Genomic DNA, 23,600 nt, shown 5'->3' with positions numbered 1-23,600 from the left:
TGTGTACATGGAGTGTGTACGGTGTTCCCATGACGGATCACTCAGCGGACGCGGGGCGGCTGACCACCCGCGAGGCGGCCGACCGGCTCGGGGTGAAGCCCGAGACGGTGTACGCGTATGTCAGCCGGGGCCAGCTCGCCAGCCGCCGGGATCCGGGCGGGCGCGGCAGCACCTTCGACGCCGCGGAGGTGGAGACACTGGCGCGCCGGGGCCGCCGGGACCCATCGGCGGGCGGCGATCCCACCCAGCGGATCCGTACCGGCATCACCCTGATCGAGCGGGACCGCTACTGGTTCCGCGGCGTCGACGCCGCGGAGCTGGCGCGCCGGTACCACTACGAGGAGATCGCCGACTGGCTCTGGACGGGCACCCTGCGGCCCGGAATCCGCTTCACCGCCCCGCCGGGGGCGCTCGCGGCGGGGCGGCGGGCGGTGGCGGCGCTGCCCGCGGAGAGCGGCTCGGCGGACCGGCTCCGGGCGGCGGCGATCGCCGCGGCCGTCACCGACCCGGTCAGATTCGACCTCGACCGGGACGCGGTGCTCGGCAGCGCCAGGATCCTCATCCCCACCCTGGTGGACGCGCTGCCGCCGGCCGGGCCGGGCGGTTCCGGCGAGCGGGATCCGCTGGCGCTGCGGCTCTGGTCCCGGCTGACCGCGCGGCCGGCCGACGCGGAGTCGCTGCGGACCCTGGACATGGCGCTCTCGCTGCTCATCGATCACGATCTGGCCGCCTCCACCCTCGCCGTGCGGGTCGCGGCGTCGACCCGGGCCCATCCCTACGCCGCTGTCTCGGCCGGTCTCGGCGCGCTCGACGGCCCGCTGCACGGGGCGGCCGGCGGACTGGCCCACCGGATGCTCGCGGAGGCGCTGGAGCGCGGCGGCGCGGCGCCGGTGGTGGCGGACCATCTGCGGGCCGGCCGCTCCGTCCCCGGCCTCGGGCACCGGCTCTACCGGGGCCGCGATCCGCGCGCGGAGGCGCTCTTCGAGGCGCTGGGGCGGATCCCGGCGGCCGGTCCGGCGCTGGAGACGGCCCTGGAGGTGGAGTCGGCGGCGGCCCGCGGGCTCGATCTGAAGGCCAATGTCGATCTCGCCCTCGCGGTGCTGACGGTGGCCTCGGGGATGCCGGCCGACGCGAGCGAGACGATCTTCGCGGTGGGGCGCACGGCGGGGTGGATCGCCCATGCCCTGGAGGAGTACGGGGAAGGGTCGCTCCGGCTCCGCCCCAGCGGCCATTACACGGGCCCCCGGCCCCCGCTGCCCCTGCCCTGAGCGGCCGGGCCCGCGAGGCCCTGGCGGGCGGTCCGGCGCCCTTCCGGACAGCCCGGGGATTTCGCCGTCCCGGCAGTGTGAATTTCGGAAAGCCACATTCGCCGTTTACCGTTCTCAGACATGAGCCCCGAACCGAGCACCTCCGCCAGACGACGGCGGTTCGGCTGGCCGCAGCGGGTCTTCTCCCAGGTCCTGCTGATGCAGCTGGCCATCGCCACCGGAGTCACCGTGCTGGCCACGGGCTTCTTTCTGGCGCCGCTGAGCGCCCAGCTGGACGACCAGGCGATGCGCAGGGCGCTCGCGATCGCGCAGACCACCGCCTCCGGCGATGTCGCCCGGGATCTGCTGGCCACCAGTCCGACGCCCGACGGCCCCGTCCAGGCCGAGGCGGAGCGGATCCGCAAGGCCACCGGCGCCGAGTATGTCGTGATCATGGACATGGGAGGGGTGCGCTGGTCGCACACCTCGACCGAGCAGATCGGCCGGGTCGTCTCCACCGATCCCAGCGCCGCCCTGGCCGGCCTGGAGGTCATGGAGATCGACGACGGCACGCTCGGCCGCTCCGCCCGGGGCAAGGTCCCGCTCCGCGACGCCGACGGCCGGATCATCGGCGGGGTGTCGGTCGGCATCGAGTACGACAGTGTCCGCGACCGTCTCTTCTCGGCCATCCCCGGTCTGCTGCTCTATGCGGGAGGGGCGCTGGCAGCGGGGGCGCTGGCCGCCTATCTGATCTCCCGCAGACTTCAGCGGCAGACCCATGACCTGGCCTTCTCCGATATCTCCGCACTGCTGGCGGAGCGCGAGGCGATGCTCCACGGCATCCGCGAGGGAGTCGTGGCCCTGGACGCCAAGGGCCGGATACGCCTGATGAACGACGAGGCCCAGCGGCTTCTCGGCCTGGAGTCCGACGGCAAGGGCCTCGGCCTCGCCCAGCTGCTCGGCGAGGGCCGCACCACCGATGTGCTCGCGGGGCGGGTCACCGGCGAGGATCTGCTGACCGTGCGCGGACACCGGGTCCTGATAGCCAACCGGATGCCGACCGACGACGGCGGCGCGGTGGCCACCCTGCGCGACCGCACCGAGCTGGAACAGCTCGGCCGGGAACTGGACTCCACCCGGGGTCTGATCGACGCCCTCCGCGCTCAGGACCATGAGCACGCCAACCGCATGCACACCCTGCTCGGCCTGCTGGAGCTGGAGATGCACGACGAGGCGGTCGACTTCGTCACCGAGGTCGTCGGGGTGCACCGGGCCACCGCGGAGCAGGTGACCGAGAAGATCCACGACCCGCTGCTCGCCTCGCTGCTGGTGGGCAAGGCGACGGTGGCGGCGGAGCGGGGCGTCTCGCTGTGGATCGCGCCCGAGACCCTGCTCCCGGACCGGGTGGTGGACCCGCGCGGACTGGTCACGATCGTCGGCAATCTGGTCGACAACGCGATGGACGCCGCCGCCGGGGCGGAGAGCCCGCGCATCGAGGTCGAGCTGTACTCACAGGGCCGCACGGCGGTGATCAGGATCACCGACACCGGTCCGGGCGTCCCGGACGAACACCGCGAGCTGATCTTCACCGAGGGCTGGAGCACCAAGGAACTCCCCTTCCACGGCAAGCGCGGGCTCGGACTCGCCATGGTCCGCCGGCTGGCGGAACGGCAGGGCGGCAGCGCCCGGGTGCGGGACGCGGACGGCGGCGGCGCGGAATTCGTCGTCGTGCTCCCGGAGGCGCTGAACGAACTGCCCGGTGAGTCCGAGCCGGAGTCCGTACCGGCGGCCGGCGGAGAGCTGGAGGCGGAGGCGCGATGAACAGCATGGGCGGCACCGGCCGGATCCCCGGTGTGATCGATGTTCTCGTCGTGGACGACGATGTCAGGGTCGCGGGCATCAACGCGGCCTATGTGGCCAAGGTGCCCGGTTTCCGGGTCTGTGCCACGGCCCACTCCGCGGCCGGGGCACTGGCCCGGATCGCCGATTCACCGGCCGATCTGGTGCTGATGGACCACTATCTGCCGGACGGCAACGGCCTCGCGGTGGTGCGCGAACTGCGCAGACTCGGCCACCAGACCGATGTGATCATGGTGACGGCCGCGCGCGATGTGGCCACCGTCCAGGCCGCGATGCGGCACGGCGCGCTCCAGTACCTGGTGAAGCCGTTCAATTTCGCCGGACTGCGCGCCAAGCTGGAGGCGTACGCGGGGCTGCGCCGCACGCTCTGCGGGGGCGGTGAGGCGGAGCAGGCCGAGGTGGACCGGATCTTCGGCGCGCTGTCGGCCGGCTCGGTCACTCCCGACCTGCCCAAGGGCCACTCCCCCACGACGGCCGAGGTGGTGCGCCAGGTGCTGCTGGCCGCGGAGGGGGCGCTCTCCACTCAGGAGATCGCCGACCGGGCGGGGGTGAGCCGTCAGACCGCCCAGCGCTATCTGAAACTGCTGGAGCGCACCAACCGGGTCCGTCTCAGTCTGAAGTACGGCGAGACGGGCCGTCCCGAGCACCGCTACCTCTGGTCCGCGAGCCCCTGACGCCGGGGTGCTGCCCCCGGAGCCCGGTCAGGGGCCCCGGGAGCCGGCCATGCGGGCCGGGGGGACCCCCCGGCCCGCCGCCGCGTCAGGCGTCGATCCGCGAGCGGTCCAGGGTCGCCGCCGAGCTGGTGATGAACTCCTTGCGGGGAGCGACCTCATTGCCCATGAGCAGATCGAAGACCTGCTCGGCCGATTCCAGATCACCGATGTTGATCCGCCGCAGGGTGCGGTGGCGCGGATCCATCGTCGTCTCCGCCAGCTGGTCGGCGTCCATCTCGCCGAGGCCCTTGTAGCGCTGGATCGCGTCCTTGTAGCGGACTCCCTTGCGCTGGTACTCCAGCAGCGTCTGGCGCAGTTCGTTGTCCGAGTAGGTGTAGACGTACTTGTCCTGGCCCTTCTTGGGCTGGACCAGCTCGATCCGGTGCAGCGGCGGCACGGCGGCGAAGACCCGCCCCGCCTCCACCATCGGGCGCATGTAGCGCTGGAAGAGCGTCAGCAGGAGACACCGGATGTGGGCGCCGTCGACATCGGCGTCCACCAGCAGCACGATCTTGCCGTAGCGGGCGGCGTCGATGTCGAAGGTCCGGCCCGAGCCGGCTCCTATGACCTGGATGATCGCGCCGCACTCGGCGTTCTTGAGCATGTCCGAGACGGACGACTTCTGGACGTTGAGGATCTTTCCGCGGATCGGCAGCAGTGCCTGGAATTCGCTGTTCCGGGCGAGCTTGGCGGTGCCGAGCGCGGAGTCGCCCTCCACGATGAAGAGCTCGCTGCGCTCGACGTCGTCGCTGCGGCAGTCGGCGAGCTTGGCGGGGAGCGTGGAGGACTCCAGCGCCGTCTTCCGGCGCTGCGCCTCCTTGTGCTGGCGTGCGGCGATACGGGTGCGGGCGGCGGCGACCGCCTTCTCCAGCACCGCGCGCGCCTGGGCCTTGGCATCGCGCTTGGTGGAGGTCAGGAACGCCTTCAGCTCCTTGGCGACCACATTGGCCACGATTCTGTTGGCCGCCGAGGTGCCGAGCACCTCCTTGGTCTGCCCCTCGAACTGCGGCTCGGCCAGCCGGACGGTGACCACGGCGGTCAGTCCCTCCAGGGCGTCGTCCTTCACGACGTCGTCCTCGGCGACGCGCAGCAGCTTGGCGGAGCGCAGGACCTCATTGACCGTCTTGGTGAGCGAGCGCTCGAAACCGCTCACATGGGTGCCGCCCTTGGGGGTGGCGATGATGTTGACGAAGGACCGGACATTGGTGTCGTAGCCGGTGCCCCAGCGCAGGGCGATGTCGACACCGAGCTCCCGGGTGACCTCGGTGGGGGTCATGTGTCCGCGGTCGTCGAGAACGGGCACGGTCTCCTTGAAGGTGCCCTGCCCGGTGAGCCGCAGCACGTCGCAGACGGCCTTGTCCTGGGCCAGGTACTCGCAGAATTCGCTGATCCCGCCGTCGAACCGGAAGATCTCCTGGCTCTTGCCCTCGCCCGCCAGATCCCGCTCGTCGCGGACCACGATGGTCAGGCCGGGCACCAGGAAGGCGGTCTGGCGGGCGCGCTGGTGCAGCGTCTCCAGATTGAGCTTGGCCTCTTTGAGGAAGATCTGGCGGTCGGCCCAGTACCGCACACGGGTGCCGGTGCGGTTGCGGGGTACGCGCTTGCCCTTGAGGAGGCCGTTCGCCGGGTCGAAGGGGGCGTCGGGGCCCTGCTCGGTGAACATCCCGGGGACGCCTCGGCGGAAGCTGATCGTGTGGGTGGCGCTGTTGCGGTCCACCTCGACGTCCAGCCGGGCCGAGAGGGCGTTCACCACGGAGGCTCCCACGCCGTGGAGGCCGCCCGAGGCGGCATAGGAGCCGCCGCCGAACTTGCCGCCCGCGTGGAGCTTGGTCATGACGACCTCGACCCCGGAGAGGCCGGTCTTGGGCTCGACGTCGACCGGGATGCCCCGGCCGTTGTCCTGCACCTCGACGGAGCCGTCCTCGTGGAGGATGACCTCGATGTGATCACAGTAGCCGCCCAGGGCCTCATCGACGGAATTGTCGATGATCTCCCAGAGGCAGTGCATCAGACCACGGCTGTCCGTGGACCCGATGTACATGCCCGGGCGCTTGCGGACCGCTTCGAGACCTTCAAGGACGAGCAGGTGCCGCGCGGTGTAGTTGGAGCCGTCACGCTCTGCGGTCAGCAGCGCTGTGGACGGCACGGACGTTTCGGCGGTCACGCGGTTCGCTCCTCGCTGAATTTCGGAAGTGGCCCAAGGGGGTAAGGCCCGGCGTCGGTCACCGGCTCAGAGGGTACCGATGCCTGGTAGAGCCGGTGTAACGCCACCCTCGTGTCTCCGTCATGCTAGTCCAGCCTCGTACGCTCGTTCGATCCCTCGATGGAGTGAAGCAAACATCACGTTCCCTTTGAGGCATGAACCATTTAGGCTCCGGGCACGTCCTCAACAACAACCGGCAAGCCGGCCGGGAGGGCCAAATGAGACAAGCAACGCGAAATCCGTAAAGCACAGCAATACGGCTCATTCGCCGCCACCCGGAAGCAGTCAGCCTCCTTGAGAAGAAAGTTCAGGGAAAAGTCCCGAGCGGGAACGTTTTGGGACTGGTTGGATGTTGACCCTGGTACGACAGCTCGTCGAGCTAGAGAAGAGGCGACGTGACTACTGTTCTGACCCCTGCGAGCCCGTTGACGGCCGCTGACCGCTGCGACCGCTGCGGCGCCCAGGCGTACCTGCGCGTCGTTCTGAGCAGCGGCGGTGAACTGCTCTTCTGCGCCCATCACGGACGCAAGTTCGAGCCGGAACTCAAGAAGATCGCCGCGGAAATACAGGATGAGACCGACCGACTGACGGCCGTACCGGCCGGAGCCGGTGAAGAGGGGCACTGAACCTCTTATCCACGACGAGCGACGGTCGGTCCCCCCGGACCGGCCGACGGGCGGGCAACCCTGACGATTCAGGGGTGCCCGCCCGCTCTCGTACCGCGCCACTCCCGCACCCGCGTTCCGTACCGCCCCGCTCACGGACGGTCCGGAACGCACCCGGGTCACCCTCTCCCGCCGCCCGCCGTGCGGTTCCGCCCGCGGCCCGGGCCGCGGGCGGAACCGCACGGCGGCTACGGTCCGGCGATCGCGGCGACCCGTGTGTAGACACCGGGGCTGTCGGCCCGTCCGCAGCCACTGCCCCAGGACACCAGGCCGATGAGCCTCCCACTGGCCACCAGAGGCCCCCCGCTGTCCCCCTGGCAGGCGTCCCGCCCTCCCCTGGGGTCTCCGGCGCAGAGCATCGTGGCGGCCCGGTAGCGGCCCCCCAGGCCCCCCGGGTACGCGGCCTCACAGGCCCGGTCCGAGAGCACGCTCACCTCGGCGGCATGCAGCGACCTGGCATAGGTCCCCGTACCGCTGGTGTCGCCCCAGCCGTAGACGGTGGCCGCCGCTCCCGGCCGGTAGCGGGGATCCCCGGCGGGGGCCACCTCGATCACCTGGGACTGCGGCAGCGCCTCCGCGAGGGTCAGCACCGCCAGATCGGCGTTGCTGGTGCCCGGGTCGTACTGGGGCGAGACCCAGCTGCCGGCCACCGCGACCTCCCGGCCCTCGCCGCCCGACAGCTCCGTGCGCCCGACGATGACCCGCAGATCCGGCACCTCGTCCACCTCCCGGCCCAGTACCGACCGGCCGAGACAGTGCGCGGCGGTCATCACCCGGGTGGGTGCCACCACGACTCCCCCGCAGAACTGTCCCGACCGCGTTCCCCCGAACCGGTCACGGCTGGCGAGCGCGACCACCCAGGGGCTCTGGGCGGCCCGCGCCGGCGAGCCGCCCACCACAATGCTGTCGGCCGCGGCCTGCCCCGGGGCGGCCAGGGGCAGCAGGGCGCCCGCGGGAAGCAGGGCGAGTGCCCCGGTCAGCGCTCGGACGAACGGACGGCGCATAACTACTCCTGACTCTGTGTGAATTGGGCCCACTCAGAGTCATGCAACGTACGGCCCTTCGCACCTGCGGACACGGCGAGGGCCCGGATTCCTGGCGGAATCCGGGCCCTCGAACGTCTCATTCCGTACTGTCGTGGCGCCACTTCCGATGGCAGGCCGCGGCGGTGCGGAGGCCGCTCCTAGTCGAGGTAGTCGCGCAGCACCTGCGAGCGCGACGGGTGGCGCAGCTTCGACATGGTCTTGGACTCGATCTGGCGGATGCGCTCGCGCGTCACGCCGTAGACCTTGCCGATCTCGTCCAGGGTCTTCGGCTGTCCGTCGGTCAGGCCGAAGCGCATGGAGACCACGCCCGCCTCGCGCTCGGAGAGCGTGTCGAGCACCGAGTGCAGCTGCTCCTGGAGCAGGGTGAAGCTGACCGCGTCGGCCGGGACGACCGCCTCGGAGTCCTCGATGAGGTCACCGAACTCGCTGTCGCCGTCCTCGCCGAGCGGGGTGTGCAGGGAGATCGGCTCACGGCCGTACTTCTGGACCTCGATGACCTTCTCGGGGGTCATGTCGAGCTCCTTGGCCAGCTCCTCCGGGGTGGGCTCACGGCCCAGGTCCTGGAGCATCTGGCGCTGCACCCGCGCGAGCTTGTTGATGACCTCGACCATGTGCACCGGGATACGGATGGTGCGGGCCTGGTCGGCCATGGCGCGGGTGATGGCCTGCCGGATCCACCAGGTGGCGTACGTGGAGAACTTGTAGCCCTTGGTGTAGTCGAACTTCTCGACGGCGCGGATCAGACCGAGGTTGCCCTCCTGGATCAGGTCCAGGAAGAGCATGCCGCGGCCGGTGTAGCGCTTGGCCAGCGAGACGACGAGCCGGAGGTTGGCCTCCAGCAGGTGGTTCTTGGCGCGGCGGCCGTCCTCGGCGATGATCTCCAGCTCGCGCTTGAGCTTCGGCGCCAGCTTGTCGGAGTTCGCCAGCTTGTCCTCGGCGAAGAGACCGGCCTCGATGCGCTTGGCCAGCTCGACCTCCTGCTCGGCGTTGAGCAGGGGCACCTTTCCGATCTGCTTGAGGTAGTCCTTGACCGGGTCGGCGGTGGCACCGGCCACGGCGACCTGCTGCGCGGGAGCGTCGTCCTCGTCCTCGTCGGAGAGTACGAAGCCCTTGTTCTCGCCCTCGGCCTCTTCCTCGTCGCCCTTGGCGCCGGGCTGGACCTCATCGAGCAGCTCTTCGCCGTCGCCCGGCTCGTCGGCGTCCTTCTTGGCGGTCGTCTTCTTCGCGGCCGTCTTCTTGGCGACGGTCTTCTTCGCGACGGTCTTCTTCGCGGCCGTCTTCTTCGCGGCGGCCTTCTTGGCGGGCGTGGCCGCCGGGTCGTCGCTCTCGGAGCCGGCGGCGGAGGCCGTACCGGCGGCGACGGTCCTGACGGTCGTCGTCTTGGCGGCGACGGCCCTGGTGGCGGTGCGCTTCGCCGGGCTCTTCGCGGCGACGCTCTTGCGCGAGCGTTTGGGCGATTCCGCGGCACTGACCATCAGCGTCACACCCTCTTCCTCGAGGATCTGGTTGAGGCTGCGCAGAACATTCTTCCACTGGGTTGGCGGAATCTGGTCGGCCTCGAAGGCGCGACGCACGTCATCGCCGGCGATCTGCCCATCAGCCTTTCCCCGCTCGATGAGCGCCATCACAGACTCGGACTCGGCGATCTCCGGCGGGAGCGTACGGGATGTGCTGGCCGACACGAACAACCTCTCGGAACGATGGAAACGAGTTCCGGTCCCGCCCATGATCGGGCAGGGACCGACGACCACCGGGCTGCGGATGTGCCGGTGGCGCGGGCGGAACCTCGGGTGAAACTGAACAGCGCCGCGAACGGCTGCCGTATTCCCTCCTAGGCTGTCACCTCTTAGGTCATCGCCCTGTTTCGAGGAGTGTTACGCCCAATCCGCGTGGCCCGAGTCACACTCCATCTGCGACGAAACAGCCATATCGGCTGATTAGCGCATAACCGTGCCGCCGGACCCCCATGGAGTCCGGCGGCACTCGGTGCGCACGCCTCGGCACTCCCGGCCGCGCGGCCGTGCCGGTCAGTGCTCGCGCGGCGCGGGCACGACGCGCTCCACCTCCGGGTGCACGGTGAGCAGCTGGCGCATGGCGGATTCGGCGGCATGCGCGTCGCCCGCCGCGAGGGCGTCGGCGATCCGGGCGTGGTGCGCGAGGGAGACCTCATTGGGGCGGTCACAGCCGGTGACGGGCCCGCCGGAGACCTGGAGCGCGGCGGAGACGATCCCCGAGAGGTGTTCGAGCATGCGGTTGCCCGCGAGCTGGATGAGCAGCGCGTGGAACTCCGTGTCGGCGCGGGAGAAGGTGATCCCGTCGTTCTGCGCGAGGGCGTGCCCCATGATCTCGACCATGTCGGCGACACGCTGCTGGATGTCCTCCCGGCTGTGCCCGGCGGCGAGGCGGGCGGCGAGGGGCTCGATGGTCCAGCGCAGCTCGAACAGCTCGCGGCGCTGGTCGTCGCGCTGCGGACCGAAGGCGCGCCACTCGATGATGTCGGGGTCGAGCAGATTCCAGTCACTGACCGGACGGACCCGGGTGCCGACATTGGGGCGGGCGCTGACCAGGCCCTTGGCCTCCAGGACGCGGAGGGATTCGCGCACGACGGTGCGGGAGACCTCGAATCGCTGGCCGATCTCCTCGGGGACGAGCGGGCGGTCGGCGCCCAGATCGCCGGAGACGATCATCTGGCCGAGCTGCTGGACGAGTTGGCCGTGCAGACCTCGGCCGCGGCTGCCCGCCGTGCGGCGGCCGACCCGGCCCAGCTCGGTTTCGGAGCTGTCCCAGGCGGGCGGGGAGACGCGGTCGGGGCCGGGCGACTCCGCGTACGGGTATCGGTCGAGTTCGCCCGGGCCGGCGAGGCCGGAATCGGCGGGGCGGGCGGCGGTCATCATGGTGTGCGCAAGGGTACTCACGCATCCTTTGTCGGCCCGCCTTCGACGGCCCTTGAGGTCTTTGCTGAAAAGCACACGAAAGGGTGATCGCCGCTTCCCCCACAATTGACGCTTTAAGGGAGAGAAACGGGCGCACTCAAGGGAGTTGCCGACAGATCGCCACACCTCGATCGATCATGATCACCAAGGGGTCTCACGGCGAAGGCCGGTGAACAAATACACGCAGATCAGAACAGTCAGCGACAACATCAGTGCCAGGCCGACCGGTTGTGCTGACAGCCGCAGCACCGCCGCCGGCGCTCCGTCGGCCGCCCTCGGCAGCCACACCCAGCCGATTTCCCGGAGTCTGCCGGGGAATCCGGCGATCGAACGCGCCGAGGGCACGACCAGCGCCTGCTGGAGGAGCGGTGCGACGACCACCGGTACGGCGAGGACCGCGGCGACCCCGGCGGACGTGACCCGGAAGACCCCGGCGGCCAGCAGTCCGGCCCAGGCGCAGCCGGCCGTGAGGGCGCACCAGCCGGCGAGCGGGCTGGCCGGGTTCCGGGGCAGCGCGTCGGCTCCGGTGCCGTAGACGAGATGGAGCGCGAGGGCGTCGGCCGCCACGACGGCCAGGGCGGCCGGCACGACGACGGCGGCGGTCACCACGAGCTTGGCGAGGAGCAGGCCGAGCCTGCGGGGAACGGCACCGCGGGCGGCGGCGAGCGCCGGATAGCGGTACTCGTCGCCGAAGGAGAGCGCCCCGATGAGCCCGGCGCCGAGGGCGGCGGGCGGCAGCGGCAGATACTCCGGCCAGGCGGCGAGCGCGACGGGCACGGGGGTGGCCCGGGAACGCGCCATCAGCAGACAGATCACGACGGACGCGAGCGCGGTGACGGCCAGGACGACGGCGGGGGTGCGCACCCCGAACAGCCGGTGCAGCTCGTACCGCACCGGCCGTACGGGGCCGGCGGCCCGGCCCGGCCGGGGGCGGGGTGCTGCGGCGCGGCGGGAGGGTGTCGCCCCGGAGGCGGTGGACCTCTTGGGGGTGATGGGACTCTCCGGGTTGGCGGGGCTCTCGGGAGCGGTGGGCCTTCGGAGACCGGAGACGCCCGCGAGGGCTGCGGTACGGGAGGGGGCGGGAGGGGGGGCGGGGGCGACCGCCGATGAGGCGCGCCCGCCGGCACCACCGGGCTCGGGGTGGGGGTGGGGGTTCGAGTCCGGGAGTGTCTGCGGCTCCGTGCCGGGGGCCGCCGGTCCCGGTACCGGGGAGGCTGACGACACGGGCTCCGGGTTCGGGCCCGAGGGCGGGTCCGAGTCCGCATTCGGGCGCGAGGCCGAGTCCGGAGCCGGGTCCGGGTCCGGCACCGGGGAAGGCAGCGAACCCGGGCCGGCGGCCGGGCTCGCGATCGGGGTCACGGGAACGGGCCGGCTCACGGACGGGCCCTCGGATTGCCGGACGGCGCGGCCCCGGCCGGCCTCCCCGCGCTCCGGGGGCCGCCCGGCCGCGAAGGCCCCCGGCCGGGCTGCGGCGCCGTCCCCGCTCTCCTCCGCGAGCCGGTGTACGAGCACACCGTGCCGGAAGGCCGTCTCGCCGACCTCCGCACAGCTGCTGCCGTACACGGAGAGCAGGCTGCCGTGCTCCGCCACGGCCTCTACGGAGCGGTGTGCGGCCCGCGCCTCCCGCTGGAGCAGGGCGGCGAGCCGGGCGGCGTGCGGGGTGCTCACGGCCACCCTGGGGCGCAGCCTGGTGCGGGCGAAATCCCCGGCGTCCTGGTCCGCGACGAGCCGCCCGCTGTCGATGGTGACGACCCGGTCCGCGAGACGGACGGCCTCCTTGGGGTCCTCACCGGTGCACAGCACCGCCCGGCTCCGGGCCGCCTGGTCGCGCAGCGCGGCGTACCACCAGCCCCGCTCGCCCGGGGAGAGGCCGGTCAGCGGCTCGTCGAGAACGAGCGTCCGGGGGTCGGCCAGCAGCGCGGCGGCCAGGCCGAGCCTGCGGTCCGCGCCGAGGGGAAGGGTGCCGAGCCGGTGAGATCCGAGTGCCGTGAGGCCGACCGCCGCCAGCGCTTCGTCCGCGCGGGCCGACGGCACTCCGGCGGCGGCGCAGAGCATCCGGAGCTGCCCCCGGGCCGTCCGCGCGGGATGGCCGGGTACGTCTCCGAGGAGCGCGCCCACCTCGCGTGCGGGGTTGGCGACTCGGTCCAGGAGGTTTCCCCGGAAGCGGGTGATCCCCCGGCCCGATTCGATTCCCAGGATCAGGCGCAGCGCGGTCGTCTTCCCGGAACCGGCCGGGCCGAGCAGCACGGTGACCCGGCCGGGCGGGGCGTCGAAGCTCAGGTCGTCGACGGCGGGCGGGCCGGCTCGCCGGTGCGTGCTGGTCAGTCCGATGGCCTGGAGCATCGTTTCTCTCGGGGAACGGCGTAGGGGGGCGGCTCGGCAACAGAAGGAATATCGCGGAAGATAACGCGACCTTCAGCCCATTTCCGTGCACCGCGCTGCCGCCCGCCGCCAACCACCCCGATCCGGCCCACCCGGGCCGCGACGGACCCGTCAGACGTCGGGCCGCAGCATCGGCGGGTTGAGCACCGTGGCCCCGCCGGCCCGGAAGAGCTGTGCGGGCCGGCCGCCCTGACGGGTGGTCGTCCCGCCCGAGGGAACCAGGAAGCCGGGGGTGCCGGTCACCTTCCGGTGGAAATTCCTCGGGTCGAGCGCCACGCCCCACACCGCCTCGTACACCCGCCGCAGCTCGCCGACGGTGAATTCCGGCGGGCAGAAGGCGGTGGCCAGGGAGGAGTACTCGATCTTGGACCGGGCGCGCTCCACACCGTCCGCCAGGATCCGCGCGTGATCGAACGCCAGGGGGCCCGAGTGCTCCTCGTCCCGCCCGAACCCGCCCTCCTGACCGAGCAGATCGTCGACGGACGCCCACCGTGCGCTGTTGGCGTCACCACCCGCCCGGGGGGCGGGCAGATCGGGGGCGAGCACCAGATGGGCGACGCTGACCACCCTCATTCGGGGGTCCCGCCCGGGGTCTCCATAGGTGGCGAGCTGCTCCAGATGGGCGCCGTTGCCGGATGCCTGGGAGGCCGGGTCGTGCGCGGTGAGCCCGGTCTCCTCCGCCAGCTCACGGCCGGCCGCCGCCGCCAGGTCCTCGTCCCCCCGTACAAAGCCGCCGGGCAGCGCCCACCGGCCCTGGAAGGGCGGCTCCCCGCGGCGTACGACCAGCGCACAGAGCGCGTGGCGCCGCACGGTGAGCACGACCAGGTCGACGGTGACAGCGAAGGGGGGAAAGGCCGACGGGTCGTAGGGAGACATGCCGTGATCATAGTCGTCTGCCTGACGATAAACACTCCTTTCCCCTCCCCCGGCCCGGGGTTTTCGCGCGGCCCGCCGCGGCTGTCGCGAGGGGCCGGTCCCCTCCGGCCGTACCGCCCCCGGAGCCCGGCCGCCCTCGTGCGCCCAGGGCCCCGGGAGACGCGGCGCGACCGGGACGGAGGCGGCTCACCGGCGCGCTTCCCCCTCCTCCTGTGACCGGCTCTCGGCCCGGCGGCGGTTGCGGACGGCCTTCACCGGACCGCTCCCGGCGGGCCGCACCGGCTTCCCGGCCGGCGGCCGGGGTGTCCTCGCCGCACCGGGCGGGCGCGTCCTGCGGACCCGCGCCGGACCGGCCGCTCCCCGGTGATCGTGCGGCGCGGCCGGCCGGTCGCCGGCCTCCGGGGCGCCGGGCATGTCCAACCCCTCCGGAATCTCCGGCACCGTCTCCGGGATCTCCCGTCCGGCCTCCCCCGGGCCCCGCTCCCGCCGGAAGCACGCACGCAGCTCCTCCGGGTCGAGCCCCTCATTGCACGCCTCGTGCAGCAGCCGGGCGAACACGTACTCCGGGTCCTTCCGCAGCGCCAGCCCGAGGGCGACCCGCGCGCCCGTCTCGTCGCCGGTGGACCAGGCGACCCAGGCGGCGAGGGTGAGCGGCGCGGCCGCGTGTTCGGAGTAGGCACCGACACAGCGGCGCGCCAGCGCCCGCCAGAGCCGCAGGGCAGGCCTGGTGTCCGGCCCCTCCATCCAGGCGGCGGCCCGGTCCCGGGTCTCCCGGTCCTGCATTCCCAGAATGACGGCGGCCGCCTCGTCGTCGGTGATGAGCAGATCGTCGGCTCCGTCGACGTCCCAGGTCTCCGGGGTGCGCTCGGCGCCGGCGAGGCGCTCGATGAGGGACCGGGAGAGCGCGATGGTCTCCTCCCCGATGCCGGCGCGGTCCACGCTGCTCAGCAGCCTCGGCACCAGGCGCGCGCATGCCTTGTCCAGCGCCGTCTCCTGGTCCTTGACGGAGACCAGGACGGACGGCTCCAGCCTCGCCTCCAGCTCGCGGAGTGATCCGCGGACCCGGATTCCGGCATAAGCCGCGGCGGCGGCCATCACCGAGGTGCCGGGGACGGCCATGGCACTGCCCTCCGGCGGACAGCAGCGCTCATCGGGACAGCAGTAGGACCAGTAGCGTCCGTCCGAGATGCACAGCGCCTCGTAAACGGGCACGTCGAGCTCTCCGCAGGCGGTCCGCAGCCGCTGCGCCAGCGGGCGGAGCCGCTCCATCACCTGGTTTCCGCTCTCGCCCCGGGCGGGGTCCTGGCAGAGGAAGACGACGATGCCGTCGGGCCGGGCACCCCGGCGCTCGCTCCCCTCGATCAGTGATTCGGCGAGCTGACGGGCGACGGGCGGCCATTCCCGCTCCGAGGCCGGGATACCGAGCCGGGCGCGCCCGCCGAAGCGGCCCCGGCTGCCGTGCAGGGCGACCATGACGACGGAATCGGTCGGGTGGTACCCGAGCATGTACGGAAGCGCGTCGGCGAGTTCGGCGGGGCCCCGCAGGGTGATCTGCGGTTCATCGGCATGGCCCATGGATTCCTGGTGCTTGTTCATGGCATCGACGGTCTCCTGAGCACAGCGGACCCGTCGACCCCTGTGGATAACGTTATCCACAGGCTGAGGCGCTCGTTTCGCGTGTTGTCGGTCCCATCGGGTTGCATGGGGGTATGACCAACGCAGAGCACACCGATCCCGCCGACCGCGCCGGCCTCAGAGCGGAAGCCGATGCCGTGCTCACCCGTCTCGTCTCGGACGACACCGGTACCGCACGGCTGCGCGAGGACCAGTGGCGGGCGATCGAGGCGCTCGTCGCCGACAAACGCCGGGCGCTGGTCGTGCAGCGGACCGGCTGGGGCAAGTCGGCGGTGTATTTCGTCGCCACCTCGCTGCTCCGCCGGCGCGGCAGCGGACCGACCGTGATCGTCTCTCCCCTGCTGGCTCTCATGCGCAACCAGGTGGAGGCCGCCGCCCGGGCGGGCATCCGCGCACGCACGATCAACTCCTCCAACCCCGAGGAGTGGGAGACGGTCCAGCAGGAGATCACCTCGGGCGAGGTGGATGTCCTGCTGGTCAGTCCGGAGCGGCTGAACAATCCGGATTTCCGCGATCAGGTGCTGCCGCGGCTGGCAGCCGCCACCGGTCTGCTCGTGGTGGACGAGGCGCACTGCATCTCCGACTGGGGCCATGACTTCCGCCCGGACTACCGCCGGCTGCGCACCATGCTGGCGGAGCTGCCCGCGCGGGTGCCGGTGCTGGCGACCACCGCCACGGCCAATGCCCGGGTGACCGCCGATGTGGCGGACCAGCTCGGCACCGGCGCCGGTTCGGACGCCCTGGTCCTGCGCGGGCCGCTCGACCGGGAGAGCCTTTCGCTCGGGGTCCTCTCGCTCCCCGACGCCGCGACCCGGCTCGCCTGGCTCGCCGATCACCTCGGGGAGCTGCCGGGCTCGGGAATCATCTACACGCTGACCGTCGCAGCGGCCGAGGAGGTCACCGCGCATCTGCGGCAGTGCGGGCACACCGTGGCCTCCTACACCGGTCGCACGGAGAACGCCGACCGACAGCAGGCCGAGGAGGATCTGCTCGCCAACCGGGTCAAGGCGCTGGTGGCCACGTCAGCGCTCGGAATGGGTTTCGACAAGCCCGATCTGGGCTTCGTGATCCACCTCGGCTCCCCCTCCTCGCCGATCGCCTATTACCAGCAGGTGGGCCGGGCGGGCCGCGGTGTGGACCATGCCGAGGTGCTGCTGCTGCCGGGCCGGGAGGACGAGGCGATCTGGCAGTACTTCGCCTCGGTGGCCTTCCCGCCGGAGGAGCTGGTGCGGCGCACCCTGGACGTGCTGGCGCACGCGGACCGGCCGCTGTCGCTGCCCGCCCTTGAGCCCCTCGTCGAGCTGCGCCGCACCCGGCTGGAGACCATGCTCAAGGTGCTCGACGTGGACGGCGCCGTACACCGTGTGAAGGGCGGCTGGACCAGCACCGGCACCCCCTGGGTGTACGACTCCGAGCGCTATGCCCGTGTCGCCCGGCAGCGGGAGGCGGAACAGCAGGCCATGCGGGAGTACGCCCGGTCGACGGGCTGCCGGATGGAGTTTCTGCGGCGGCAGCTGGACGACCCGGAGGCGGTGCCCTGCGGGCGCTGTGACAACTGCGCGGGAAGCCGGTTCAGCGGGAAGGTCTCCGATTCGGCGCTGGACGCCGCGCGCGGGGAGCTGAGCAGGCCGGGCGTGGAGGTCGAGCCGCGCAAGATGTGGCCGACCGGTCTGGCGGCGGTGGGTGTCGGCCTGAAGGGCCGGATCCCCGAGGGCGAGCAGGCGTTCGCGGGCAGGGCGCTCGGCAGGCTCTCCGACATCGGCTGGGGCAACCGGCTGCGGCCGATGCTGGGACCGCAGTCCCCCGACGCCCCCGTGCCCGACGATGTGGCCGGCGCGGTGGTGACCGTGCTCACCGACTGGGCGAGGGGGCCCGGCGGCTGGGCGTCCGGTGCGCCCGGCGCGCCCGCCCGGCCCGTGGGTGTCGTCACCGTCGCGTCCCGCGCCAGGCCCCGTCTGGTGGAGTCGCTCGGGGCCGGAATCGCCGAGGTCGGCCGGATGCCGCTGCTGGGATCGGTGGAGTACACCCCCGAGGCCGAGGGGCTCCGCGCGTCACGCACCAACAGCGCTCAGCGGGTGCGGGCACTGCACGAGGCGTTCTCGGTTCCGGCCGAGCTCGCGGCGGCGCTGGCCGCGGCCGAAGGACCCGTACTGCTGGTTGACGACCTTTCGGACAGTGGCTGGACTCTCGCCGTTGCGGCCCGGCTGCTGCGCAGGTCCGGAGCGAAAGGAGTGTTCCCGCTGGTCCTCGCGGTTCAGGGGTGAGCCGTGAGGAGCGCTGAAGGGCTCCGCGAGACCTCCGATAGGACGGGATAAGTACGTCATACCCACTGATTCCCGCCGGTGTGCCAAATTGCTCGTTGCCGCATGACGGCGGGACAGCAAGAATTGGAATGCTCCCCGCACGGCCTGTTCGCGGTTCGCAACGGCTGTGTCTCGGCGCGCCCTCACCCGACCCTGCCCGCACTGTGGGCGCGTATGCGAAGGGAGGACTGTGACCTTCGGATTCGCTTCGTCCGCAGCCACCTCGATCAGTAACTCCGCCAATTCCGCCAGCCGCCTCGCCAGGATGCTGGAACCCGCCGAGTGGGCGGCGGCGGGCATCCCGCTGCTGCGCAATCCCCGTGAGGTGGTGAGCGGGCTCCACGCCCGCCACCGGCCGATACCGACGACGGCGGTCGTCGCGGTGCTCGACCCCGAGGAACGCCTCGCGGCGAGTGCCTCATTCGTCCGCCGTTCCGTGCCCGCCGACGGCTGGGAGTTCCGCAATGCGCTCCTCTCCCATCTGCGCCGGGTGATCCCGCACGACCTGCGCCGCCGGACTCCGGTGCGCACCGCCGTTCTGCTCTACTGCCGCGAGGGCGACGAGCGGTGGACGGAGGAGGACGGCGCCTGGATGTGGGGCCTCCGGGACGCCTGCACCCTGCACGGCCTGCGGTGCGGTGCGTACATCACGCTGACCCGCGGGGGGTGGCAGGTGCTCGGTGAGGGCCGGGGCGGTCGCAGACCGAGCTCCACCTCCGAACCGAGCGATCTGGCCGAGATCTCGGCCACCGTCGAGCCGCTGGAGCTGCGTACGGCCAGCGGGGCGCCGGAGGCCCTCCGCCGTACGGCCGCTCGCTGATGTTCCCGGGCCGGGCAGGCCCGGGAACTCCCGCCCTGCCGCGTCGCCGGTCGGGCATGCCCCGTGCCGGTGAGCCGGGTGCCGAGTCCTGACCGGCGGCCCTGCGGCAGGAGGCGGAGCGGCAGCGCGAGGCAATCACCGTGCCCGTCCGGCTGCCCGCGCGACGGGCAGCCGGTGAAGCATCCGGCCGGGCGGCGGCCCGTGCCGTACGGATGGGCCCGGGCCAGTGGCTCAGACGCTCGCGCCGAGAACCGCGCCGACCCGCTGGGGATCACCGCAGACGATCAGCAGCGCGCCGGCCTTCGCCCTGGCCGCGGGGAGCGCCCGGGCGTCGGTGTCGGCACCGCCGTTGAGCGCCACCACGACCACCGGACGGGCGGCGGCCCGCTCGGCCGCCGAGGCGTCGGCGTAGAAGACATCGTCGCCCGCGTCCTGCTGGGACCAGTAGGCGGCTTCGCCGAAGGACAGCTCGTGTGCGGCCCACGGGTGCTGTTCCCCCGTGGTGAGCACCAGGACGTCACCGGGTGCCCGGCCCGAGTCGAGGAGCAGGTCCACCGTCTCCTCGGCGGCGTCGAGCGCGCCCTCGGCGGAGGCGGGAATGAGCTGGACCTGCGGCTCGGCGGGTCGCGGCGCCGGGGAGACCGGCGGCTGTCCGGTGGCGGGATTCGTGCGCTGCGCCGGCGGGGCGGGCTTGACGGCACCGGGCCCGGGGCTTCCGGGGCGCGGGGAGGTCATGGAACGCGGACCGGGTACGGGACGAGGGGTCGGCGCGGTACGGCTGGTGGCCGGAGTGGCGCGGGGACCCTGGGCGCTCTCGTGAATCTGAGGCTCCTCGGGAGGGAGAGGCATGGGTGGATGTCTATCAAATGCCGGTTCGAACGGCATCGGTGGGTGGGCACCTGAGTGCCGCCGCCCGGTGGACGGGGTGGTTCAGAAATCGAAACCGAGCTGACCCCCGCTCTCCCGTTCCGCGGCTCCGGCGGGGACGCGGACCTTCTTGAGGTGGCGCCACCGGGGCATTGCGTCGAGGTAGGCCCAGGAGAGCCGGTGGTACGGGGTGGGGCCGCATTCCTCGAGGGCCGCCTTGTGCACGGGTGAGGGGTACCCGGCGTTGGAGCCGAAGGCGAAGTCCGCGTACTGCCCGGGGAGTTCGGCCATCATCGCGTCGCGGTGGACCTTGGCGAGCACCGATGCCGCGGCGACCGCGATACAGGACTGGTCGCCCTTGATGACCGTCCGGACCTGCCAGGGGGCGCCGAGGTAGTCGTGCTTGCCGTCGAGGATGACGGCATCGGGCCGCACCGGCAGGGCTTCCAGCGCCCGGCCGGCGGCGAGCCGCAGTGCTGCGGTCATCCCGAGCAGGTCGATCTCCTCGGGCGAGGCGTGGCCGAGCGCATGGGCCGTGACCCATTTCTCCAGTTCGGCGGAGAGCTCGGTACGGCGTCTGGGGCTGATCAGCTTGGAGTCGGTGAGTCCGGCGGGGGGTCTGCGCAGACCGGTGATCGCGGCGCACACCGTGACGGGACCGGCCCAGGCCCCGCGTCCGACCTCGTCGACACCGGCAATGACCTTGGCGCCGGTGGTGGCCCGGATCGAGCGCTCGACTGTGTGTGTGGGTGGTTCGTACGGCATGGCGCCAGCAAGGTTACGCCGCTCGCCCCCCGGGATGACAACCGGATTCCGGTCTCAGTTCGTCTCACGTCCGGGTGTTCCCGTCCGGGCACCGCGGCACGGTCCGGGCGGAGCGGCCGGACCCCCGGCCGGCATGACGGAGAGTTCCCGCTCGGGACACGCAGTCGTTCGCTCACGCACACACATGAAGGGCCCGCCCATGACCTCGGGACAGCGGTGGCCGACCACTTCGCGGACTCCGGCCGGCACACGGAGAGCAGGTGGAGAGAGGCGATGAGAGTGCGAGGGCCCACCACACCGCGATACCGCCCCGGAAGCCGCAGAGGCCACCCGGCCCGATCATTGCTCCGGCAAACCATTCGACTGCGGGCTACCGCCCGGGGGTGGCGCCCCCGTCGTACTCGTCCCCCTCCCCGCGCATCCGCCCGTACTCACCGCACTGCGAGCCCGTGGCGTCGACCGGGCGCTCGGCGATGATCCGCCGCGCCCGGTGCTCCGACCAGCTGGTGGCGTACCAGGGTTTCCCCCTGTCCGCTTCGAGGTTCCGGGCCAACCGCTCCAGCGCACAGGAGCGCAGGGGTTCCGGCAGCCCGTCGAGTGCGGGTACGGCGTCAGCCGAGAGGGCCGGGAAGTAGTCGACATCGATCTTGCCGGTCCGCTCGTACCGTGCCACGTTCCGCTCGGCGACCACGCCGTCCGGGGACATCAGCCCGAAGGCCAGCACCGCGGCGACGGCACTGGCGCCGACGGCCCGGGGCAGCCAGGCCGCCCCGAACACCCCGGCCGCCATGATCAGTACGATCACGAGGCCCAGCCATAGCTCCATGGCCGCGACCGACACCCGCAGCCGGGTCAGCCCGTACGCGTCGACATAGAGATCCATCCTCCGCAGGGCGGAGGCCACCACCACCAGGGTGAGCAGGCAGAGGGTGCCGAGCACTCCGCGCACCAGGGCGCGGTCCCGGGGGCCGGAGCGCGGGGCCCAGCGCAGCGCGAGCGCGATCACGACCAGGGTGAGCAGGGTCGCCCAGAGCAGCTGCCAGAAGCCCTGGCGTGCGTACTGCGCGTACGTCAGCCCGGTCTCCTCCAGCACCTTGTCGTACCCGCCGAAGAGAACCGCCAGCTGGACGGCGATGAAGGCGGCGACCAGCAGATCGAGGACGATGAGCGGCAGCGCCCATTCCCAGCGGGGGCGGGCCTTCCCGGCGCGGAAGGCGAGCCGGTCCCAGCGGAGCGGCGCGGCGGCGGCCCTGGCCGCGGCGAGCGCGCCGGTCAGGCCCAGCAGGAAGAGAAGGAAGCGCCAGGGCCCGTCCGCCACCGGGACATCCGGTATGAGCCCGCCGAGCAGATCCGCGAAGGCCGCGTCGGCACTCGCGAAGAGCGCGCCGAAGACCAGCAGCAGGCCGGCGGCGATGCCGGTGGTCCGCAGCACCGGGCCCCAGCGTCCGCGCGACCGGCCCACGCGTTCGGCCACACCCTGCCGGGCCCAGCCGATGGCGGGGACGACCGCGGCCGGGATTCCCAGCGGGCCGAGGAGAAGCCCGGGCCAGGTACGGCCGCCGTGCAGCGCCAGCGCCCCGGCGCCGAACGCCGCGACGACGGCGAGCGAGGAGGGCCAGTTCGAGTCCCGCAGCGCGGGCACGACCAGCAGGACGAGCCCGCCGGCGGCCCACACCCAGGTCCAGGGACGCGGCAGACGGCCGGCCGTCCGGGCGGCGAAGGACGCGGCGAGGGCGGCACTCACGGCCACGATGAGCAGATTCGGCCCGGCGCCGTCGCCGAGCAGTGCCGCGCTCAGCAGACCGGTCGCCAGAGCCGACCACAGCGTGGCCGGCCGTACGGCGGCGGGAGGACGGGGGCGTACGCGCATCGCCCAGGGTTCCTGTTCGCCCTTGCGCCATCGCCCCGCCGTCGATCCCTCGGCGGCGGCACGGGAGCGCACGGGTCCCGGCCCGGCCGCCTTGGCCGGGGCGGGCCCCGGCGCGGGAGATCTCCCCTCGACGGCTTCCGGCGCGGATGCCTCCCCCGGGACTGCTCCCGGCCCGGTCGCCTCTCCCCGGGTGGCCGCCGGTGTGGCGCTTTCCGGCGTGGTGTCCTCCGGGCCGGTCTCCGCCGGCTGGTTTCCGGACATGGGTCCCCCTCCCGACCGGGTCGTCCCGCACGGCGGCAGGCCCCCGCGACCCGGCATCCTCGACTGCTCGCACCGGCGCCGGAGCGGAGTGCCGACCGGTCCGGCGCGCGTGACGGACAGGCTAACCGCGCGCCATCAGCCCTACAGCGGACGGCCATTGGCTGGATCAAGACCGTGACACTCGGCAGCCGGGGATGGGCGCACCCCGATCCCGGCCGCCGGGCACCGGCTCGCCCGGCGGGTCAGCGCGCGGTGCGGGGAAGCCAGTCCGGCAGTTCCTCCGTACGGTCCAGCCAGGCGGCCGGAGGCCGGCCCGCACTCCCGGAGCCGGCGACCACACCGCCCACGATCGCGCAGGTGGTGTCCACATCACCGCCCACCTGAGCGGTGGTCCAGAACGCCCGCTCGAAGTCGCCGAGCGAACGGGCCGCCGACCACAGCGCGAACGGCACCGTGTCATGGGCACTCGTCCGCCGTCCGCTGCCGAGGACTGCGGCGACGGTGGCGGGATCGTCGTAATCGAGCATGTCCAGCGCGCGACGCAGACCGGCCCCGACCGCACTGCGCGGTACCAGCGCGATCACACCCTCCAGCAGGACGCGCGGGCTGGGCGGCCCGGCCGGATCGGCGGCGATCGACGCGGCGGCGGCCACGGCCATCGCGCCGACGACCGCCTCGCGGTGCTGATGGGTGGTGTACGAGGAGATCTCGGCCTGGTGGGTGGCCTGCTCCGGGTCGTCCGCGTACCACGCGCCCAGCGGGGCGATGCGCATCGCCGAACCATTACCCCACGAGCCCTGGCCGTTGAACAGGCCCGCGGCGAGTTCTCGCCAGTCGCCGCCCTCTCGGATGAGCCGGAGCATACGGTTCACGGCGGGGCCGTACCCGCGGTCGAAGTCGTGGTGGTCGGCGAAGGAGCGGGCCAGTGCGTCCTGGTCCACCCGGCCGTGGCCGGCGAGGACGGCGAGCACCGAGCACGCCATCTCGGTGTCGTCGGTCCACTGCCAGCCACCGGACGGCAGTTCACGGCGCTTCAGCAGCGGATAGTTGGCGGGTACGAAGAACTGGGAGCCCAGGGCGTCTCCCACGGCGAGTCCGCGCAGGCTGTTCAGGGCGCTTTCAAAGCGCTGGTGCAGAGAGAAGTCAGCGGTCAT

General features: G+C 72.4%; 17 protein-coding genes. 6 read left to right on the top strand and 11 right to left on the bottom strand.

The window, feature by feature from the left end; genetic code table 11:
* Window positions 1–29: 29 nt before the first annotated feature.
* The 3 genes from AAFN69_RS17015 to AAFN69_RS17005 all read left to right on the top strand — a co-directional run bounded on the left by AAFN69_RS17015 (window position 30) and on the right by AAFN69_RS17005 (window position 3,781).
* Complete coding sequence (locus AAFN69_RS17015) at window positions 30–1,268, top strand: citrate synthase family protein (protein WP_347729363.1); 1,239 nt, start codon at window positions 30–32, stop codon at window positions 1,266–1,268.
* 120 nt (window positions 1,269–1,388) lie between these two features.
* Window positions 1,389–3,068 carry a sensor histidine kinase gene (locus tag AAFN69_RS17010; RefSeq protein WP_347729362.1) on the top strand — a complete coding sequence of 560 codons (1,680 nt, stop codon included), beginning with the start codon at window positions 1,389–1,391 and terminating at the stop codon, window positions 3,066–3,068.
* Window positions 3,069–3,100: 32 nt separating this feature from the next.
* Window positions 3,101–3,781 carry a response regulator gene (locus AAFN69_RS17005; protein ID WP_347729577.1) on the top strand — a complete coding sequence of 227 codons (681 nt, stop codon included), beginning with the start codon at window positions 3,101–3,103 and terminating at the stop codon, window positions 3,779–3,781.
* 85 nt (window positions 3,782–3,866) lie between these two features.
* Here AAFN69_RS17005 and AAFN69_RS17000 read toward each other — a convergent pair whose 3' ends face one another.
* Entirely contained in the window at window positions 3,867–5,984 is a 2,118-nt protein-coding gene (locus AAFN69_RS17000; protein WP_347729361.1) for a DNA topoisomerase IV subunit B, read from the bottom strand.
* A gap of 434 nt (window positions 5,985–6,418) precedes the next feature.
* Between AAFN69_RS17000 and AAFN69_RS16995 the strand changes: the two genes are divergently transcribed.
* On the top strand, window positions 6,419–6,649 hold the full coding sequence (locus AAFN69_RS16995) for a hypothetical protein (RefSeq protein ID WP_347729360.1): 231 nt from the start codon (window positions 6,419–6,421) through the stop codon (window positions 6,647–6,649).
* Window positions 6,650–6,876: 227 nt separating this feature from the next.
* Here AAFN69_RS16995 and AAFN69_RS16990 read toward each other — a convergent pair whose 3' ends face one another.
* The 6 genes from AAFN69_RS16990 to AAFN69_RS16965 form a co-directional block, all read right to left on the bottom strand.
* A complete protein-coding gene (locus tag AAFN69_RS16990; RefSeq protein ID WP_347729359.1) occupies window positions 6,877–7,692 on the bottom strand; it encodes a serine protease in 816 nt (271 codons plus the stop codon).
* A gap of 179 nt (window positions 7,693–7,871) precedes the next feature.
* Window positions 7,872–9,416 (bottom strand): RNA polymerase sigma factor, encoded by a 1,545-nt coding sequence (locus AAFN69_RS16985; RefSeq protein WP_347729358.1) that lies wholly within the window; start codon window positions 9,414–9,416, stop codon window positions 7,872–7,874.
* 345 nt (window positions 9,417–9,761) lie between these two features.
* Window positions 9,762–10,649 carry an FCD domain-containing protein gene (locus tag AAFN69_RS16980; protein ID WP_347729357.1) on the bottom strand — a complete coding sequence of 296 codons (888 nt, stop codon included), beginning with the start codon at window positions 10,647–10,649 and terminating at the stop codon, window positions 9,762–9,764.
* A gap of 159 nt (window positions 10,650–10,808) precedes the next feature.
* The gene (locus tag AAFN69_RS16975; RefSeq protein WP_347729356.1) at window positions 10,809–13,010 is read right to left on the bottom strand and encodes an ATP-binding cassette domain-containing protein; all 2,202 of its coding nucleotides are present in this window, start codon (window positions 13,008–13,010) and stop codon (window positions 10,809–10,811) included.
* 150 nt (window positions 13,011–13,160) lie between these two features.
* Window positions 13,161–13,925: an NUDIX domain-containing protein gene (locus AAFN69_RS16970; RefSeq protein WP_347729355.1), complete on the bottom strand. Its 765-nt coding sequence runs from the start codon at window positions 13,923–13,925 to the stop codon at window positions 13,161–13,163.
* A gap of 186 nt (window positions 13,926–14,111) precedes the next feature.
* Window positions 14,112–15,521 (bottom strand): DUF4192 family protein, encoded by a 1,410-nt coding sequence (locus AAFN69_RS16965; RefSeq protein WP_347729354.1) that lies wholly within the window; start codon window positions 15,519–15,521, stop codon window positions 14,112–14,114.
* Window positions 15,522–15,634: 113 nt separating this feature from the next.
* On the opposite strand from AAFN69_RS16965, the gene AAFN69_RS16960 reads away from it, so the two are divergent.
* Complete coding sequence (locus tag AAFN69_RS16960) at window positions 15,635–17,824, top strand: RecQ family ATP-dependent DNA helicase (protein ID WP_347729353.1); 2,190 nt, start codon at window positions 15,635–15,637, stop codon at window positions 17,822–17,824.
* Between the two features lie 229 nt (window positions 17,825–18,053).
* A complete protein-coding gene (locus AAFN69_RS16955) occupies window positions 18,054–18,683 on the top strand; it encodes a hypothetical protein (protein WP_347729352.1) in 630 nt (209 codons plus the stop codon).
* Between the two features lie 231 nt (window positions 18,684–18,914).
* Here the strand turns inward: AAFN69_RS16955 and AAFN69_RS16950 are convergent, their stop codons facing one another.
* From AAFN69_RS16950 to AAFN69_RS16935, 4 genes are all read right to left on the bottom strand, one after another.
* On the bottom strand, window positions 18,915–19,532 hold the full coding sequence (locus AAFN69_RS16950; RefSeq protein ID WP_347729351.1) for a hypothetical protein: 618 nt from the start codon (window positions 19,530–19,532) through the stop codon (window positions 18,915–18,917).
* An 81-nt stretch (window positions 19,533–19,613) separates the two neighbouring features.
* Window positions 19,614–20,315 (bottom strand): ribonuclease HII, encoded by a 702-nt coding sequence (locus AAFN69_RS16945; RefSeq protein ID WP_347729350.1) that lies wholly within the window; start codon window positions 20,313–20,315, stop codon window positions 19,614–19,616.
* A 370-nt stretch (window positions 20,316–20,685) separates the two neighbouring features.
* A complete protein-coding gene (locus AAFN69_RS16940; protein WP_347729349.1) occupies window positions 20,686–22,446 on the bottom strand; it encodes a DUF4153 domain-containing protein in 1,761 nt (586 codons plus the stop codon).
* Window positions 22,447–22,688: 242 nt separating this feature from the next.
* Window positions 22,689–23,600 carry an ADP-ribosylglycohydrolase family protein gene (locus AAFN69_RS16935; protein WP_347729348.1) on the bottom strand — a complete coding sequence of 304 codons (912 nt, stop codon included), beginning with the start codon at window positions 23,598–23,600 and terminating at the stop codon, window positions 22,689–22,691.

The organism is Streptomyces sp. CAU 1734 (assembly GCF_039888735.1).
Classification (GTDB): Bacteria; Actinomycetota; Actinomycetes; order Streptomycetales; family Streptomycetaceae; genus Streptomyces.
Note: the sequence above shows the minus strand (reverse complement) of the source record. Positions and strands in the feature narration are given on the sequence as shown.

Bases quoted from the DNA above. Each gene is read 5' to 3' on its own strand.
- AAFN69_RS17015 (WP_347729363.1), top strand. From the start codon at position 30: ATGACGGATCACTCAGCGGACGCGGGGCGGCTGACCACCCGCGAGGCG.
- AAFN69_RS17010 (WP_347729362.1), top strand. From the start codon at position 1,389: ATGAGCCCCGAACCGAGCACCTCCGCCAGACGACGGCGGTTCGGCTGG.
- AAFN69_RS16990 (WP_347729359.1), bottom strand. From the start codon at position 7,692: ATGCGCCGTCCGTTCGTCCGAGCGCTGACCGGGGCACTCGCCCTGCTT.
- AAFN69_RS16975 (WP_347729356.1), bottom strand. From the start codon at position 13,010: ATGCTCCAGGCCATCGGACTGACCAGCACGCACCGGCGAGCCGGCCCG.
- AAFN69_RS16970 (WP_347729355.1), bottom strand. From the start codon at position 13,925: ATGTCTCCCTACGACCCGTCGGCCTTTCCCCCCTTCGCTGTCACCGTC.
- AAFN69_RS16965 (WP_347729354.1), bottom strand. From the start codon at position 15,521: ATGAACAAGCACCAGGAATCCATGGGCCATGCCGATGAACCGCAGATC.
- AAFN69_RS16960 (WP_347729353.1), top strand. From the start codon at position 15,635: ATGACCAACGCAGAGCACACCGATCCCGCCGACCGCGCCGGCCTCAGA.
- AAFN69_RS16950 (WP_347729351.1), bottom strand. From the start codon at position 19,532: ATGCCTCTCCCTCCCGAGGAGCCTCAGATTCACGAGAGCGCCCAGGGT.
- AAFN69_RS16945 (WP_347729350.1), bottom strand. From the start codon at position 20,315: ATGCCGTACGAACCACCCACACACACAGTCGAGCGCTCGATCCGGGCC.
- AAFN69_RS16940 (WP_347729349.1), bottom strand. From the start codon at position 22,446: ATGTCCGGAAACCAGCCGGCGGAGACCGGCCCGGAGGACACCACGCCG.
- AAFN69_RS16935 (WP_347729348.1), bottom strand. From the start codon at position 23,600: ATGACCGCTGACTTCTCTCTGCACCAGCGCTTTGAAAGCGCCCTGAAC.